The organism is Prevotella sp. 20925_1_30 (assembly GCF_041433025.1).
GTDB lineage: Bacteria > Bacteroidota > Bacteroidia > Bacteroidales > Bacteroidaceae > Prevotella > Prevotella vespertina.
This window is the reverse complement of the sequence record NZ_JAPWAR010000013.1, coordinates 25,173-43,048: the sequence shown is the minus strand read 5'-3', so window position 1 is coordinate 43,048 and position 17,876 is coordinate 25,173. Positions and strand designations below refer to the sequence as shown.

Annotated in this window: 11 protein-coding genes and 1 pseudogene; 4 read left to right on the top strand and 8 right to left on the bottom strand. The window is 39.1% G+C overall.

Going from position 1 to position 17,876, the window contains the following annotated elements; translation table 11 throughout:
• Nucleotide 1: 1 nt before the first annotated feature.
• From O3603_RS07215 to O3603_RS07180, 8 genes and pseudogenes are all read right to left on the bottom strand, one after another.
• On the bottom strand, nucleotides 2–1,042 hold the full coding sequence (locus tag O3603_RS07215) for an NAD-dependent epimerase/dehydratase family protein (RefSeq protein WP_371521847.1): 1,041 nt from the start codon (nucleotides 1,040–1,042) through the stop codon (nucleotides 2–4).
• A gap of 14 nt (nucleotides 1,043–1,056) precedes the next feature.
• Complete coding sequence (locus O3603_RS07210) at nucleotides 1,057–1,791, bottom strand: 2-C-methyl-D-erythritol 4-phosphate cytidylyltransferase (protein ID WP_371521845.1); 735 nt, start codon at nucleotides 1,789–1,791, stop codon at nucleotides 1,057–1,059.
• Between the two features lie 36 nt (nucleotides 1,792–1,827).
• Complete coding sequence (locus tag O3603_RS07205; protein ID WP_371521843.1) at nucleotides 1,828–2,658, bottom strand: phosphorylcholine transferase LicD; 831 nt, start codon at nucleotides 2,656–2,658, stop codon at nucleotides 1,828–1,830.
• A gap of 638 nt (nucleotides 2,659–3,296) precedes the next feature.
• The gene (locus O3603_RS07200; RefSeq protein ID WP_287315384.1) at nucleotides 3,297–3,524 is read right to left on the bottom strand and encodes a hypothetical protein; all 228 of its coding nucleotides are present in this window, start codon (nucleotides 3,522–3,524) and stop codon (nucleotides 3,297–3,299) included.
• 149 nt (nucleotides 3,525–3,673) lie between these two features.
• Nucleotides 3,674–7,126, bottom strand: coding sequence for a leucine-rich repeat protein (locus O3603_RS07195; protein WP_371521841.1), 3,453 nt, complete (start codon nucleotides 7,124–7,126; stop codon nucleotides 3,674–3,676).
• Between the two features lie 346 nt (nucleotides 7,127–7,472).
• A pseudogene (locus O3603_RS07190) lies at nucleotides 7,473–7,816 on the bottom strand (transposase); the annotation flags it as partial.
• A gap of 1,015 nt (nucleotides 7,817–8,831) precedes the next feature.
• Nucleotides 8,832–9,032 (bottom strand): hypothetical protein, encoded by a 201-nt coding sequence (locus tag O3603_RS07185; RefSeq protein ID WP_371521839.1) that lies wholly within the window; start codon nucleotides 9,030–9,032, stop codon nucleotides 8,832–8,834.
• An 81-nt stretch (nucleotides 9,033–9,113) separates the two neighbouring features.
• The gene (locus O3603_RS07180; protein WP_371521837.1) at nucleotides 9,114–12,485 is read right to left on the bottom strand and encodes a leucine-rich repeat protein; all 3,372 of its coding nucleotides are present in this window, start codon (nucleotides 12,483–12,485) and stop codon (nucleotides 9,114–9,116) included.
• 501 nt (nucleotides 12,486–12,986) lie between these two features.
• On the opposite strand from O3603_RS07180, the gene O3603_RS07175 reads away from it, so the two are divergent.
• The 4 genes from O3603_RS07175 to O3603_RS07160 are packed head-to-tail and all read left to right on the top strand — an operon-like array spanning nucleotide 12,987 to nucleotide 17,870.
• Nucleotides 12,987–14,822 (top strand): sulfatase-like hydrolase/transferase, encoded by a 1,836-nt coding sequence (locus tag O3603_RS07175; protein ID WP_371521835.1) that lies wholly within the window; start codon nucleotides 12,987–12,989, stop codon nucleotides 14,820–14,822.
• Nucleotides 14,819–15,937, top strand: coding sequence for an acyltransferase family protein (locus tag O3603_RS07170; RefSeq protein ID WP_371521833.1), 1,119 nt, complete (start codon nucleotides 14,819–14,821; stop codon nucleotides 15,935–15,937). Before O3603_RS07175 ends, O3603_RS07170 begins: the two co-directional genes overlap by 4 nt.
• Nucleotides 15,938–15,966: 29 nt before the next feature.
• Nucleotides 15,967–16,992 (top strand): acyltransferase family protein, encoded by a 1,026-nt coding sequence (locus O3603_RS07165; protein ID WP_371521831.1) that lies wholly within the window; start codon nucleotides 15,967–15,969, stop codon nucleotides 16,990–16,992.
• Nucleotides 16,992–17,870, top strand: a complete 879-nt coding sequence (locus O3603_RS07160) for a decaprenyl-phosphate phosphoribosyltransferase (RefSeq protein ID WP_371521829.1) — start codon at nucleotides 16,992–16,994, stop codon at nucleotides 17,868–17,870. Before O3603_RS07165 ends, O3603_RS07160 begins: the two co-directional genes overlap by 1 nt.
• Nucleotides 17,871–17,876 lie beyond the last annotated feature (6 nt).

The following is a 17,876-nucleotide window of genomic DNA, read 5'->3' as shown; positions in this document are numbered from 1 at the left end:
TCTATTCTTCCTTCATGGAGGCTATTAAGCGACCAAACATATCCTTCATATTATAATAAGGTGTCCATCCCAATGTCTGTATCCGTTGCGTGTCTAAGCGTAATTTGGTGGTAGGTGAATAGCCTAAACCCTCTTGTTTATCAATCACTACATGCACATGATTAGGATTGAAAGTCTCGGCAACGAGTTCTGCCATTTGTAGAATGGAGATGTAAGTTGCTTCATTTGCCACATTATATGCTGTTCCGTCTTCACCTTTCAATAGGATATAAAGCATGGCACTGATCGCATCTGTCGTATAACAATAACACCTACTTAGTTCGCCTGTTGTATGTAAGATGATGTCTTCATTATGGATAACGCTACGTGCAAACTGCGCAAAGACACGATTGTCCTGTTTGCTAACTCCTGCGCCAAAGGTTTGTGCCAATCGTGCAACCTTTACTTTTACTTGCTTCTCCACAGCGTAGTTATGACATAACCCTTCTGCTGCACGCTTTGCCAAAGGGTAACTACTACGGGTTGCCATCGGGTCCAAATAACCTTGTTTGTCCTCCGTGAGTGGGGTAGAGTCATCTGTTATCGTACCATAGACTTCCAATGTTGAGGCTAAAACAAGTGATTCCAACTTTGCTTGTTCAGCATAGTTGAGGATATTCTGCATACCCATATAAACCGTATTCATCGTTTCTACGGGTTTCTCAACGAAGTCTTTTGATGCGGTGGGGGCTGCAAAGTGGAAAAGATAATCCACCTTTCTCTTCGGTTGGAAAGGTTCCGTTGAACTGAAGTCATATTGGTAATAGCTGAGCTCCTCACGCTCTTCTCCAAAGAGGCGAACAGCTTTCTCCATATTTCGTGCTACTGCCACAACATGTAAATTGATGCCTCTTTGTGCCTTCAAAGCCAATAGACAACGCACCATACAAGCTCCTAACAATCCTGTGGAACCAGTTATTGCTATCGTCTTACCCTCTAACTCTGTGGCTAAAGCAAACCGAGACGCAAAGAGCTGTATATCTTCTTTCAGTATGTTATTCATCTTCTTCCTCGTTCTTACAATCCAAATATCTGTTGATCTTCATGTACTTGAACCATTGCACGCAGTACGAAATAGTCTGTTGGAGTCGTAATCTTAATATTCTCCATGGGTCCGATAACTGTTGCCACCTTATGTCCATAATGGCTCATCATCGTACAGGAGTCTATAAAGTCATGTTTTCCTTCCTGCAAAGCACGCCGATGTGCTGCCATGATATCCGATAAACGGAAACTCTGTGGAGCACGAGCAATAAGTGATCTAGCACGTGAAGGAATCTCTAAATTGCCATCATCTTGTTTTACAATAAAGGTTTCGGTGGCAGGAATACAGGTGATACAGCTTCCCTCCTCTTCTACCTTATTAATATTATCGGTGATGGTCTCTTCCGTAATCAATGGTCGCACACCATCATGAATCAGTACGGTTGTCTGCTTTGCATCAGTCTTATGTTCTTGTGCATACTCTTCGGTAGCACACAAACCATTATAAATAGATTCTTGCCCAGTACTTCCTCCAGGTACAATCTTCACCACTTTGTTAATCTCAAACTTGCGTATTTGCTTTTCTAAGAAGGGTATCCAACTCTCGATACAGGCTACAACAATAGCGTCAATAGCCTCATGGTTATCGAATAACTCTAGTGTGTAAATGATAATCGGCTTACCATTGAGGTCAAGAAACTGCTTCGGTCTTGACTTTGTGTGCATGCGGAGCCCTGAGCCTCCAGCGAAGATTACGGCTATATTCATACGTTACTTTTAGAAGATTAGTTATTCCTTTGCTTCCTACTTGAACTCAACATCAATCTTATGTCTGTCTCGCTTGTCCTTTGGAGGCAAGTCCATGTAATTACCATAAGCAATCCGACAAAGTCCTTCAGGGTCAGCTGGCCCTTCAAAAGTATATCCTTCGAAGACGATATCTTTGTGAGGAATCATGTATTGACGTGGATTTTGTTCATAAAACCATGCTCCGTATGAGTGCATGTATAGGTCGGGATTGCCAAAGAGTCTACCGAGGATGCGGAAACCAGGAAACACAATGTGGTGTAAGAAATCGTAACCAAGCTGTGCTAACATAGGGTATCTGCCAGCAAATTGTAAGTTGAGATTCACTGACAATTTAGCTGCAAGGCGTTGTAAAGAGGGTATCATATATCCTTCGTAAGGAAAGATATCAATATGTAAGCCCCTAAACTTTTGTGCTTCATGCACTCTTCTGTTCTCGCTGTCATTTGCTTCATGACTGTGATTCTCACTCTTTAGGTCGCGCAGGCAAGCCCATTCTTTATAGAAACCAGGGTCAGTATCATTGTCTTGCAGCACATATTGAGGGTGAGGGTGGGCTTTGAGGTAATCGCAAAGACGCTTGAAATCATAATAGCTCACCACCATATCAATGTCATCATCCCATGGAATAAAGCCACCATGACGCAGAGCACCGAGCACATTACCACCATCCAACCTACAAGGAACGCCTATCTTTCGTGCAGTCTCTTGTAGATAGATTGCCATATCCAATAGTCTTAGTTGTGCTTTACGTAGCACCGAACCATCTGGATTATATTCCTGTCTCAGACTCTCTTGAGTCTCCCCCGTGTTGAATGTTTCTATCATCTCTTCTCCTTATATCTTTTGCAAAGATAATAAAAGATTGTGATTTCCTTAAATACTTATTGTCTAAAGAGATTAAATATGATATTTAAAGTACCTTTGTTCTCTAACTTATACGTTAATCGTACTTATACTTACGGGGCATTTGTACTTTAACTTAAACGTCAATCCTTTTCTAATTTACAATTAATTGTTCTTTAATTTACATATTCCGAAGGCATAATAATGCTTAGATGTCTAACCTGTAATTCTAAATCAAAGAAAACTTGCTAAGCAAAAGGCTTAATTGTTAACAACGACGAAATGTACTTTCGTGGGATACGGGTTATACTTCCGTGCCCTACGGGTGTATAACTCGTGCCTTACAAGTCCTATTAAACTTTTAAGCACCCTTCTCAATATTACTCAAGTTATCATGGTTCTATACCTAGGGTATCTCAGTATAGGACCTAGGGTATCTCAGTATAGGACTGAGGTTTTATTAGTCTTGTGGTTGACAATATATACTTTTGTGCCCCACAATATGTACTTTTGTCATTGACAATATGTACTATTGTGACGCACACTATAAACGAAGGAGCAGACTCTTTATGAAGAATCTGCTCCTAACCTAAAAAAGTTATAGATGTCACTCTTTAGCTTTAATCGTTCCAAACTGAGTAATTTTCGTCAAAGAGGAATGGTGATTCCTTTGCGCCTACATCGCCTTCACTGGCATAACCACTTTGTGGTATTGGGCTACCACCTTGCTGACCTGTTGCAGCTTCTTGATTAGTCGTTGTACGAGCTGCTGTTGCTGTCAACATCAATGTCTCTGATTCAACGCCGATGTATTCTATGGCAGGTGTTATATATAATTTCTTTCTCATTGTATGGTCCTCTTTAAATGTAGAATATAGATTTTAATTCTCTTAGGATAAAGTTCCTTCCCTGTTTAGAGTGTTGTCTCTGCATACATTTCTGGCGATGTGTAGTACAGAGAACAACACTCCTTACAGAATGAAGATACTATTAATGTTTATTTTAAAACAACTTTCTTTCCATTGTGGATGAATACACCATGTTGTGGATTCTCTACACGCTGACCTTGCAAGTTGTAGTAAACATTGTTGTCAGTTGTTGTCGTATTCTCAATGTTCTCAATGCCTGTTACATCATTGTTATCTTCCTCATCAAAGACTGGCTGAACCTTAGCAGCGCCACTGAAGTTATCTTGTGGTTTTGCGTATGCCTTGTGAACAGGGAAGTTGAAAGAAGTTCCTGGCTTGATTAACTTGAACAAACCTTCACTCTTTGACATTGCGTAGAGAGGATCAGCGGTTGTTGAGTTAACAACAGCCTTCTTTACAGTAACACCTGTCATCATGTTGTTGGTGATAGTGTAAGTTTTGTTGTCCTTCTCACCAATTGCGTAGTAGAAGTCTGCTGGCAATGTACGACCTTGTCTAGCCTCGATGAGTACACCATTGTCTGCAGGAACATAAGATTCATCACCATCACCTGATACTCCTTCGTGCATATCGATACTCTCAACCTTGAACTTATAGATACCGAATGTGTGAACAGGGTCAGCAACCTTTACGTCAGCAGACTTCTGTGCTACGAAAGCAGCAACCTTACCCTTACCAGTTTCACGGTTATAAATACCAAGGTCAGCATCAAACTCACGAGCGAAAGTACCCCACAAGTTCTGAATTGTTACTTCACCTGGAATCTTATAAGAGATTTGCTTTTTATAGCGTCCCCAACCGGTAGCAGTCTTATAATCATTCTCAGCTGACTTCTTAACGTAAATCTTCAAGTCTGAGCTAAACTCATTCTGAGTATAGTGACCATCGTTATCAATGTATTCCCACTTCGTTGCACTCATATCCTTTGTAGGAACAGTAGCGGTGAAGTAGATGCGCTTAACTGTTGAAGTGCCATCATGCTTCTTGAAAGCATCAATTCCAACATAATCAAGTGTGTTCTTGAAGACAACCTCTTCAATGTTAGTTGTGTTATCGTTCAATGCATAGTCACCCCAAAGGCGAACCTCATATGGCTTAGTGTCCAAATGATTTGTTACCTTAGGCTGTACAACGTAAGTATATACGTCTGCCTTTGTACCAACAATCATTACAGCATTCCGTGACAATGGGAAATATTCTGTCTCGCCATTACCAGCACCATTTGTTTCTTCAAAGAATGAAACTCCTACCTGATGGAACTTTTTCCATACATTATTAGCTGCATATTCGCTCTCAGAACCTTTGCGTACACTAAGGTCAATTGTATTTGGATGTACATTGTCTGGATTGAATGCTGAAGGATCTACGTTTGCAGCAGGGATTGGGTGCTTACCCAAGAAAGCAATAGTATTCAAATTCACAAGCTGGTCGAATGCAAACTTCTCGATTCTGTTTACCTTCTCTGGGATGGTAATATTCTCCAACTTGTTGATAGCATAGAATGCCTGTGCACCAATTGTCTCAATGGTTGGAGGCAATAGTGTGTAGTAAGTGTTTGCCTTTGCAGGAGGGAAAGAAACCAATGTCTTCTTATCCTTGCTCAACAAGAAGCCGTCAACGCTTGAATAAACTGTGTTATTCTTATTAACAGTAAACTTCTCCAAATTCTCAGCTTGCTGGAAACCTGTTGGGTCAATCGTAGTTACAGTAGAAGGAATACCAATCTCTGTCAATGACGTACACTTGTTGAATGCATCCTTTTTAATTTCTAACAAACCTTCAGGAAGGTCGATATTCTCCAAGGCGCTAGCATTCTGGAATGCACCCTCTCCAATCGTTTTAATCTTCGCAGGAGCCTGGAATGTAACATGCTTCATAGAAGTTGTTCCTTCAAAAGCTGCCTTATTAATTGTTTCAACATTTGCAGGAACATCGAAACTTGCAAGCTTAGTATCATTAGAGAAAGCGTTTCCCCTAATAGTCTTTAGAGCAGTTGAACCCTCGAAAGTGAATGATTCAAGATTACTATTACTATAGAAAGCATAAGTACCGATTGACTCCAATTGAGAATTATTTGCAACTGTAACAGTCTTCAAATTGTTATTAGCACGGAATGCTGATGACCCTATCTCTTTAAGAGATGCTGGCAATTCCAACTTTGTTAAGCCAGACATATAGAACACCCAAGTTCCAATTCTCTTTAAGCTTGAAGGTGCTGCGAAAGTTATTTCGTTAAGAGCTGTAGTAACCTGGAAAGCATCATTATCAATGTCCTCTAATGCGCTATTGAAGTTTACTTTTGTAACCTTCTGTGCATAGTAGAATGCACGTTTACGAATCTTCTTTGTAGTAGGTAAGGTTGAATATTCACCAGCTCTACCTGAAGGATAGAGTACGAGCTCTTCCTTGTTCTTTGTATAGATAATACCTTCTGCATCAGCAGTATAGTTTGGGTTATTGCTATCAACAGCAAAACGAGTAAAGTCAGGTGAGCCAGTGATAGCACCATCTTCGATTGTCTCAACAGAAGCACCCAACTCAACGTTTCTTAAGTTACGAACAGAGTAGAATGCACCTGCGCTAATCTTCTTTACATTGTTCAGTTTTACTGCTGTTATTTCACTTACCTGAGCGAAAGCACCCTTGGCTATGGTCTCAACAGAGGCTGGTATTGTATAAACCTCGCCCGGATGCATTGTTACTAAAGGACCATCATAAGCTGGGTTTACAACTCCATGTCTTGCGAATGGGTATGCAACCAATGTCTTGCCATCCTGTGTTAGGACAACACCATCTTCATCTTTGAATTTCGTATTAGCAGGATCAACCTTGATAGCTGTAAGCTTTTTAGCTGATGTAAAACCATTAGCTTCTGCAGAAGTTGGTAAATCCTGAATAGAAGCAGGAAGATTGATAGTTGTTAAATTCTTAGCCAGCTGGAAACCATTAGTAGAAACACCATACACACCACTAGGAACTGTGAATGTTGTTCCAGCCTTTGCTACAGGATAAGCTTTCAAATACTTATTACCGCTATTAGTCTCATAGAGGACTCCATCTTCTGCTGTATACTTAGAATTACCAGCATCAACAGTAATTGCCGTAAGATTCTCTATCTGAGCAAATGCACCATTATAGATATCATCGGTTCCTGCAGGAATGTTGATGGTTGTAATCTGCGAGTTCGAGAAAGCATTTGTTTTGATAGACTTAAGCGTACTTGGCAAATTAACTGCGGTCACATTGGTGTATGTACCAGCAGAACCAATGGCAGTAACTTGAAAAGTGTACTGATTGTTTAAGTCCTTAACACTTTGTGGAATTGTTAAAGTACCACTTACAGTGGAACTTACGACTTGAACCTCATTGAGCTCAGGTAAGCCATTGCCCGCTGGGCGCATAAGGGTTACTTCGTAGGTAATACCATCTCGAGTGAACTGGTTACCTTTCACAATTGCATTTACATTGGTCACATACAGCAATGCAAGCAATGCAAACAACAAGAATCTAATTTTTCTCATAATTTAAGTAAATCTATATTAATTATTTAACTAGTGATTATTTGTTTTTTATCCTACGATTGTTTGCTTTTATCCTAACTTAATCCTTACGTCTAAACGTGAGTGGTTTTTGTCGTTGCAAAGGTATTTACAATTATTTACATACGTCTTTCTTCAAATAGAAATAAGTTTCCCTTTTAGGCACACTTATTGCCTTTATTGTTTTTTTATTTCCTTTTTAGGTATAATACGAATCGTTAGTTTTGTTTTAAGTAATAGACTCTTCTTCTCTTATTAATGATTTCCTTTGTTTGACACACGATGATTTTAATGGGGTATTAATCTATCTAAATGAGGCAGTAAAGTGTTAAATAATGTGAGTTCGACGAATTCTGAACAATACAAGCTGTGTGTCAATGGTTCTTTGTAGATTGATGCACGGCTTCTTGGGAAACAGGCAATAGGCGACAATGATTCCTAACAATTTGACGATGAATTTGTTAAAGCATCTATGTCTGGAGTGCTCTACTTGTGCAATGTTTTTAAGTTCATCATTCACAGTTTCTATAATAGCTCTTTTTTGAGTAAAAGCCTGTCAGAAACACTCATTAAAGCTCCTTCTATGTTACTTTTCAACTTAGTAATAAGCTGTATTTCGTCAACGAAATGCCTTTGAAAGAGGTTCTTTTCGATGTAGCCTTTGAATCCAAGTTAGATAAATCAAGCCCTTTTGTCGTGTGTTTACTTTTCTCTATTATGACTCTGTGGAACCCCTTGAATGGATGAAATCAGTTTTTAATATCTGTATAAACCTAGACATAGGTTTCTTGCATTGGTCTTTGAATTTCATTATTTTACCTATTGTTCATTAATACTAACCTTTAAGCCTGTTAACACTAACCTCTGAGCCTATTAATGCTAACCTTTTTGAACTTTAATCATTAACATTTGAACTTACGACTTTCTTCCATTGTAGCTGTTTCATGCATTAGGTAGAGGCTAAGAGTCAGCGGTTGGAGGTAGAGGATGGTGCTTCTTTTTCTTTTCTGTGCTGCAAAGGTAAGTAGAATTTTTAAGAAAACATTAGTTTTTCGAGGTACTGGGATAACAAGTATTGCAAATGGCTCTGTAATAACTTATGTTACAGAGAGATAAACAAATGAAGAATGAGGAACGATAAGACAGAATGATTTGTTTTTTTGCCCTTTGCCTAATGGGATAAAGTTCAATCAATCATATCAATCACACAATCACAATCACAAAATCACAAAAAGGATTTTCAATGTGTAAAAGGGATTCCTAATATAATATAATACCTTATTAATAAATAATAATACATAATGATATATTATCTACATAAAGAAAAAGCATGATACTACCATAATTGATTTTGTGATTTTGTGATTGTGATTTTGTGATTTTCCTAAATATCATAATAACAAGATAAACATAATGGCGGTACTGTCTTAAAAAAGTGTGTAAGCCCATATTTTTCTTATCTTTGTATTTGGAAACTTTAAAATAAAGAAACAATGGAACTTACACAATTACAAAATACGCTTATCCATGTTCATGGATGCCCGTTGTTAACATAGAAAAGAGTACTCTTGTATTAGAGAAATAGATTATAAATCTTAAAATATTAGTTTGTTTCCTGCTAATTTTTAATCTATTTTCCTAATACAAGAACACTCTTTAAGAAGATAAGGGGGTATAGTTGGTCTTATTACTCAGCCTCATCCCATAGAGAGTAATGCGTTGGTTCGGGGGCAATCTCATCCTCGTCGAAGGGAATGGGTTTAGCTCCTACGGGAATACTTGGGTTATATGGTTGGCTAGAAACACCTGGCGTTGCTGTCAGCATCATAGCTTCAGTTGGTAATATGATGTGTTCTATTTGCGGAGTTATATATGTATTCTTTTTCATGATGGCTGTTATTGATTGTTTGTTATCAGTTAATTTTTGTATTCTCAATAAGTAGAATAGACATGAAGTCCATTACTTTAATCATTTAACAACCACCTTTTTCCCTTGATGGATGTAGACACCACGTTGTAGTTTCTCTACCCGTTGACCATTGAGGTTGTAATAAGGTGTATTATTAAAGTCGTTTGTCTGTATGTTGTTGATAGATGTAGGATTACTATTGAGTTGCTCTTCTCCTTCAAACATAAAGCTCACTTTGGTATGACCTGCAGTGTAGGGAATCAATGCATAAGCCCTATGAACAGGCATATCAACAGATGTTGGAACTCTATAGAAGATTCCTTCATTGGCATGGATGACATAGAGAGGGATTGTGCCAGCTGTGATAGTGCGTCCTTTCTCTGTAACTTTCTGCATAATATTTGACGTTATGTTATAAGAGTTCTGATCCTTTTCTCCGATGGTGTAATAGTAATCGTAGGGCAAAGTCTCTATATCTAATATCTTTAAAAGAGTTCCAGTCTCGGCAGGAAGATAACCATAGTCGTTAGGTACACCACCATATCCATCAATACTGCGCATGACTACTATCTTATCCGCCTTATTGCTGTTATAGTCAGCATGACCAGCTACAATACCAGTTCCAGAAGCGACAAATGCAGCTAGTTTACAGGCTCCTTTCGTGCGGAAGTAATCGTTTAGGTCGGTATCAAACTCACGTGAGAAAGTACCATACTTGTGAGTTATCTTTAAGTCTTTAATCTGATAGTCAACACGATTAGCATAGTCTGTCCATCCTATAGCTGATCGATAGTTTTCAACTTTAGTCTTCTTTACATAGATCTTTGTTATATGGTTATCGAATTCCGAGTAAGCAGTTCCTAAGTCCCACTTCTTAGAACTCATATCTTTAGGAGGGTTACCTGTGAAGAAGAGAGTAGTGACAGTTGTTGTTCCATTAGAGTTTTTGAAAGCATCAATCCCCATGTAATCAAGTTGGCTATTAAATACTACTTCTTGTATATTGGTGTTGTTGTTTGCCATTGCTCGGTCGTTCCATAGACGCACCTCATAGTCATGATTAGGAATGTTAGGGGCTTGAACCTTTTGAGGAACAACATAGGTGAAAACGTCACTCTGCACATCGACTACCATTACAGCCTTCTTTGAGAGAATGAAGTATTCGGTTGCTCCATACCCTTTATCAGTCTTGAAAGAACTAATTACTTGGTGGAAAGCATTCCAAAATGTATTTATGTTGTAGGAATTGTAAGCATCTTGACGCACACTAATATCAATCTTTGACTTGTCGATGTTCTCTTCATTGAAAGCCTTGTGTCCAATATTTACCTCTTGAATAGGTGTTTTGTTGAGGAAAGCAATCGTGTTCAACTTTGCACACTTGTCGAATGCATATTGTCCAATACTCGTGACATTCTCAGGGAGAGTGATGTTTTCAAGATCCTTATTATAGTAGAATGCGTAGTCTCCAATCCTCTCAATAGTAGGAGGCAAGAGGGTATAGTAAGTGTCAGCCTTTCCTGGAGGGAAGGAGATGAGAGTGTGCTTATCCTTGCTCAAGAGGAATCCGTCCACACTAGAGTAGGTCTGGTTATCTTCGTCAACAGTGATTGATTTTAGTTTGCCACAGAATTGGAAGGCTTGTGGACTGATGTTATTTGTTTGTGCAGGAATCTTTATCTCTTTCAGATTTTGGCAACTATTGAAGGCAGACTCTTCGATGGTTCTTACTGAAGCCGGTAATTCAATACCTGTTAATGCAAGCGCATTTTGGAAAGCACCTTTACCAATGGTTGTTATCTCTGCATTGGTTGGAAAGGTGATAGATGTTAGATTCTCACATCCATTGAAAGCTGCTTCCTCGATGGTTTTCACTTTAGCAGGAAAGGTGAAACTGCTTAGTTTGCTATCGCCTTTAAAAGCGTTGCTACCAATCGTTTCTGCATAACTATTGCCTTCAAAAGTGAATGACTCAAGACTATTGCAGTTGGCGAAAGCCTCGCGACCAAGTGTTTCTAACTTCGTTCCATTATCAATCTTTACGGTTTGTAACTTGCTACAATTAGCAAAAGCCGACCACTCAAGTGACTTTAAGGAAGAGGGTAAGGTCAATGACTCCAAGGCTGCACCTGTGAAGGAAAAGGTGCCAATCTTAGTAATTGTGGCTGGTGCAGCAAAGGTTATCTCCTTTAATGATGTGGTGTATTGGAAAGCGTCTTTCTCTATCTCTTCCAAGCCACTATTAAATACAACCTTTTCGATCTTCGGCGCACCTTTAAAGGCATCTTCAAGGATCTTCTTAGTAGTCGGTAATGTCTTGTAAGACCCCTTTAATCCTGCAGGGAAGTGGGCAAGTTCTTCTCCATTCAATGTGTAGATAACTCCCTTTTCATCGGTTTTGTAGACTTGATTTTCACTATCAACATGGAAGCTATTTACCTTGTATGCCCCTGAAAAAGCACCATTCTCAATCTTAGTGATAGAAGCAGGAATGGAGACAGAACAGAGTTGTACACAATCTTTGAAAGCTTCTTTACCAATCTCTTTTAGCGGTGGATTCATTACGATATTCTTGATATTGCATACTCTACCAAAAGCCCCTTCAAGGATTTTTATGACAGTAGAAGGGATGATATAAGGGTCGTCGTCTTTTGCATTAGGATAGACAACAAGCTCTGTCTTTGCCTTAGATAAGATGACTCCATCTACACTTGAAAACTTCGGGTTAGCGTCATCAACCTGTATAGCCTTTAGTTTCAAAGCACTCGTAAAACCATTGTATCCATCTTCCGCAGGTAATTCTGTAAGTGTACTAGGTAGATATACTATTTCTAAAAACTGGCTCCATTGTAATGCATTGGGACGAATACCAACGATTCCATCGGGGATATGGTAGTCTGTTCCTTGCCTTGCTACAGGGTAAGCAACAAGGCATTTATTGCCCGAATCTTCCTTTGAGTAGAGTACGCCATCTTGTGAATAATAATAGGGGTTGGCTGTTTCTACAGTGATGGATGTTAGCGCGGAGGTAAAAGCAAAGGCTCCGTTTTGGATGTTTGTTACAGATTCAGGAATGTGAATAGTTGTGAGTTTCTTACCTATCAAACAATTGGCATTTATCGTTCGTACAGTGTTTGGGATCGTAACAGATGTTGCATTCGGTACACGACTATTGTCCATAATGGCTGTAACTTTCCATTTGTGTTCCTTTGCAGTGTCCTGTATCTCTCTTGGAATATTCACAGTCATAAGACCAGAGGATATAAAAGCAACTTCGTAAGCTGCAGGGTGTCCGTTGCCAGCATCACGTTTTGCAGTCACGACATAAGTTTTACCATAGGTGGTAATTCGGTCTCCCTTTACCACGGCATGAATGTTTGTTACTTGGAATAAGCCAAGCAAAAGTAGTAATAGAAAATTCGTTCTTCTCATTTGGTTCATATTTAGTTATTATTTGGGATTAGTTCTCTCTAACTTGTTAATTATCTGATAATTTTTGTGACGTAGGTCTTGTGCTCGTTAAGTGATTGTATTTATGCCTTTAGTCTATTGGTACAAATATAGAGAATTTTTGTTTCCTTTTAGTTGTCAATATGGTCAGTATTCTTTTCCAGATAATGCTTTTTGTTTCTAATTTGTAAGTTTTATAATCACAAGGTGTTGATTCTGTTAATTTAAAAGGTTATTGTTAAAAGAATAAGAAGGTGTTTTGTGTAATTGAAATGGTCAGTTATGTGTCGTGATGAAAAGTATCTTTATGATGTCTACTTGTTACCTTTGAAGTATACATGAGGCGCCCTTGTCACTTTATTTATTGGGTATATTGAGATTGGAAAAAGCACCTTTATATAAAGAGTATAATGTTAATTCTGTTGTTAAAAGTTGACATATCATAAATTTAAGTTAACTTTGCAAGGAAATGAAAGTGTGTATATGAAAATTTTGAGAAGTGTAGCTTGCTTATTAAATAAGGTGTATCAGCCTATTAAGGAGAATGCCCGATTCTTTTTCTTCATGTATCTCATCGGTGTGTTAGTCACGTATGAAGAGTTGCCAAGAGACAATCCGGATGCTTGTGTCTATGGTAATCTTTGGTTAGAACTCTTCCTTGATTTGTACGTTGTATGTCTATTGCTTACATTCATCCCGATACGTGTACGTCGATGGATTCGTGCTTTCTTATATGTTATTGCCTATGTAACGACGATGGCAGATGCATTCTGTTGGGAGAAGTTCCAATCGACATTAAACCCTTCAATGTTGCTGCTTGTAGGGGAAACAGATGGGAGAGAAGCAAGTGAGTTCTTTAGTAGTTACTTCAGTGCTGATCTACTCTTTTCTGGTGTCGGGCTGGTTCTGTTGATTATGCTTATCCATATTCTTTGTGCTTTCTGGGGCAAAGTAAGGATGCAGTTACCTGATAAGTTGCAGAAGAGTTATGCGGTTCTTTGCAAAGGTATTAATCGTCTTCAACCAGTATTAGGAGCGTTAAGTTTGGGCTTATTGGTGTGGTCTGCTTGTACTTCTGCGCATAATAAGAAGGAAATGGTACAGATGTTCTCGATGGATACGATAGGTTCTGTCGAACATGAACTGACCACAAGTGATTGCGCACAGTTCTATCTTCCCGTGTATAGACTTGCCTTTAGCATCTTTGCAAATGAGTTAGCTTCACAGCAGATAGACCGATTGATTGAGGCAAAAGACAAGGTGAAAGTGGATAGTTGTACGTTTAAATCGCCTAATATTGTCCTTATCATCGGTGAAAGTTATGGCAAACATCATTCGCAACAGTATGGTTACTTCATGCCAACAACGCCTCGACAGATAAAGTTACAGAAGTCTGGTTTACTCGTTCCATTCAGTGATGTTGTATCGCCATGGAATCTTACTAGCTTTGTCTTTAAGAATGTCTTTTCTCTACATGTGGTCGGAGAGAAAGGCGAGTGGTGCGATTATCCTCTCTTCCCAGAGCTTTTCCGTAAGGCTGGTTACCATGTGACATTCATTACCAATCAGTTCTTACCAAAGGCAAAGGAGGCTGTTTATGATTTTAGTGGCGGTTTCTTCTTAAATCATCCAGAGCTTTCTCAAGCCATGTTTGATACTCGTAATGATCAATTATATCAATATGATAGTGGTTTGCTCGATGACTTCGATAAAAAAGAGAAGCAGCAGAGTACCGATCATAACCTTATCATCTTTCATCTAATTGGGCAACATGTGGCTTATAAACAACGCTATCCAAGCGATAGAAGACACTTTCATGCAGATGATTATACCAACAAACGGAGTGATCTGAATGTGAGTGAGCGTAGCGTCTTGGCGCATTATGACAATGCAATACTATACAATGACTCAATAGTAAACCAAATCGTCAAACGTTTCAAGAACCAAGATGCCATCGTCATTTATATGCCTGACCATGGAGAAGAGTGTTACGAAGGAAATAGAGGCTTTATTTGTAGGAAGCATTCAGCCGCTATTGACTATGATTTGGCTAGGTTTGAATTCGAGATACCATTCTGGGTTTATTGTTCAAAGAAGTATATTGCAAATCATCCAGAAGTGTTCCGTGAGATCAAAGCAGCGAAGAATCGTCGTTTTATGACAGATGCCTTGCCTCACATGTTATTGTATTTAGCAGGCATCCATACGAAGGATTATCATGCTGAATATAATATTTTGAGTTCGAAGTATGATGAGAGACGACCTCGATTATTAAAGAATACGACCGATTACGATAAACTTGTTGAAGCAAAGAAATGAAAAGAGAACTCTTGACAAGAGCAGAGTGTAATGCCTTGAGAGGCCTTGCCATCATAGGAATATTCCTCCATAACTATTGCCACTGGCTAGCTCCTGTGGTGAAGGAGAACGAGTATCAGTATTTTCAAGAGAATGTTAACTGGTTCTATCATGTGGTACATAGTCCGTTGGATACGCTCTTCTTCTTTCATATTCTGTCTTTTTTCGGTCATTATGGAGTTCCTGTTTTCCTCTTCCTTTCGGCTTATGGATTGACAATGAAGTATGAGCAACAGAGGGAAGTGCCACAGGGAGATTGCCAACCCATGCAGGAAAAGTTACCAGTTTGGTGCTTTATTAAGTATCATTGGCTAAAGTTATTCAGCATGATGATAGTTGGTTTTGTTGCATTTACCATGTTGGATGCTATTACACCGAGCCCACATCATTATGCAGTGATGGATATTATCGGTCAAATGGGACTTTTTAATAACCTATTGCCACACCCTGATGACATTATATGGCCCGGTCCTTACTGGTTCTTTGGACTGATGATTCAGTTCTATATTGTTTATCGGCTTTGCCTTTATCGGCGTCATTGGCTATGGAATGTATTGTTAATCGTTATCTGTGCAGTCATCCAGTTAGCTTGTGACCCCGAGGGGGAAGCCTTGAATAGATGGCGTTATAACTTTATTGGAGGTATGCTCCCATTTGGTTTTGGTGTGCTTTATGCTCGTTATATGCGCCCTTTGAATACAGCAACTCACCTTGTTTTGTTTCTTCTCTCACTATTTGCTATCGTCTTGATGAGCTTTAATTACATCACATGGTACTTCGTTCCGTTGGCTGTTTGTATAGCTTCTGTTAGTTTTGTAAAGCTAGCCAGTAGATTGCAAGTTGCACAAAAAGAATATAAGACGGGCTTTATGGCAATGCTTACGTGGGTTGGTAGCATTTCAGCAGCCCTATTTGTTTGTCATCCCATCACGCGTAAGATCTTTATACCATTGTCTCGTGAAGGGGATTACTGGACGGGACTTCTACTCTATATTATCAGTTCCATCTGCCTAGCTTGGTTCTTTAAAGAATTAATGAAGCGTATTCCCAGCCCTCGACTAAAGAATTATAAGTAATAAATTAACGGATTCATCGAAGAAAAGATATGAAGATAAAGGACATAGAATTGGCTAATATCAGCCGCTATCGAGGTGAGTTAATGGGTGCAGCCATGCTCTTTGTAATCCTATTCCATGTAGGGTTACCTCGTGAAGACATGTTCTTTGGATTGAGAAGAATGGGTAATATCGGTGTTGATATCTTCCTTTTTCTTAGTGGTATGGGACTTTGGTTCTCATGGACCAAACGCCCCTCTTTGTCCCACTTCTTCACTCGTAGGTTCTTACGCATTTATCCAACTTGGTTGCTTTTAGCCTCTTTGTATTATATTCCCGATTACCTCGACTTATCCTTTGTACAACATAGTGGACATAGCGTAAGCATTATTGATTTGATAGGAGATATCTTGATTAATTGGGACTTTTGGTTACATGACGAGTTAACGTTCTGGTATATCCCTGCAATTATGCTCCTTTACCTGTTGAGTCCATTCTACATGAAGCTCATCCTCACGCACCCCATTTACCAATGGTTGCCTGTTGTGATGTTGATGTGGTGCATATTAGTACAATACGTTACACCCATTAATAATGCAGTCGGGCATTTGGAAATTTTTTGGAGTAGGGTTCCTATCTTCTTCATAGGCATTAATATGGCTGCATCTGTGCAACGGAAAGATACAATGGATGGTACTTCAATATGGATGATATGGTTAATATTCATCATGGCATTGGCTTCTAGCATCTTTTTAGAGCAAGAGAAGCATGGTCAATTCCCCCTTTTTCAAGAGAGAATGTTATATATTCCGCTTACAATTACAACCATCTTATTGTTGAATCGAGTGTTCCGTCGTACACCAGTAGCCATCAATAAGGCCTTCAAGTTTGTTGGTACGTTAAGTCTAGAGGCTTATCTTATCCATGACCATTTTGTATTAGCGTATGTGGAACAGCTCCATTGGACATATTGGCCCACCTTCTTATTAACTACCAGCATAACCTTATGCGCTGCATGGATTGTCCATCAGTTGTTAGAAAGAATTATAACACCCTTAGAGAATAAGCTGAAATAATGAAGAATCTCATCCGTTTAATACGCCCACATCAATGGGTTAAGAACCTTGTAGTACTCCTTCCTGTCTTTTTCGGAGGTGCGTTATTGCATATAGAATCCGTTTATGCAGGACTTGTCACAGCCCTTTGTTTCAGTTTTGCAGCCTCTTCTATCTATTGTCTGAACGATATTGTCGATGTAGATGACGATAGGCGACATCCTGTGAAGTGCCATCGCCCTTTGGCGTCAGGTGCAATCAGTATCACGCAAGGTTATATACTTATGTTCTTGATGTTCATTCTTTCGATGCTTTCGACCTTTTTGTTGCCTCACAACCAACTGGAGACAGCATTCGTAATCTTGTTTTATTGGATCCTAAATATAGCCTATTGCCTAAAGTTGAAGCAGTATGCAATCATTGATGTGTGTGTTGTTTCCTTTGGATTTGTTCTTCGAATCCTTGCGGGTGGATATGCTACAAGCATTCATCTAAGTAAGTGGATCGTCCTAATGACCTTTCTTCTCATGCTCTTCTTATCCTTTGCTAAGCGACGAGATGATGTCGTTAGAATGAATGAAACAGGGCATGCACCACGCCAAAACACCATTCGTTACAACCTAACTTTCATCAATCAAGCAATAACAATAACGTCTAGTGTGACCCTCGTGTGCTATATCATGTACACTGTTAGCCCTGAGACAATACATAACTTCCACACGGATTACCTCTATCTGACCAGTGTTTTTGTTCTTGTTGGTCTATTGCGTTATATCCAAATCGCTGTTGTTGATAAGAGAAGTGGCGATCCGACGAAGGTGATGTTGCATGACCGTTTCATGCAATTTGTCGTTTTGGCTTTTGGATTAGCTTTCCTTTTCATTATTTATGTACTATAAGAAGGG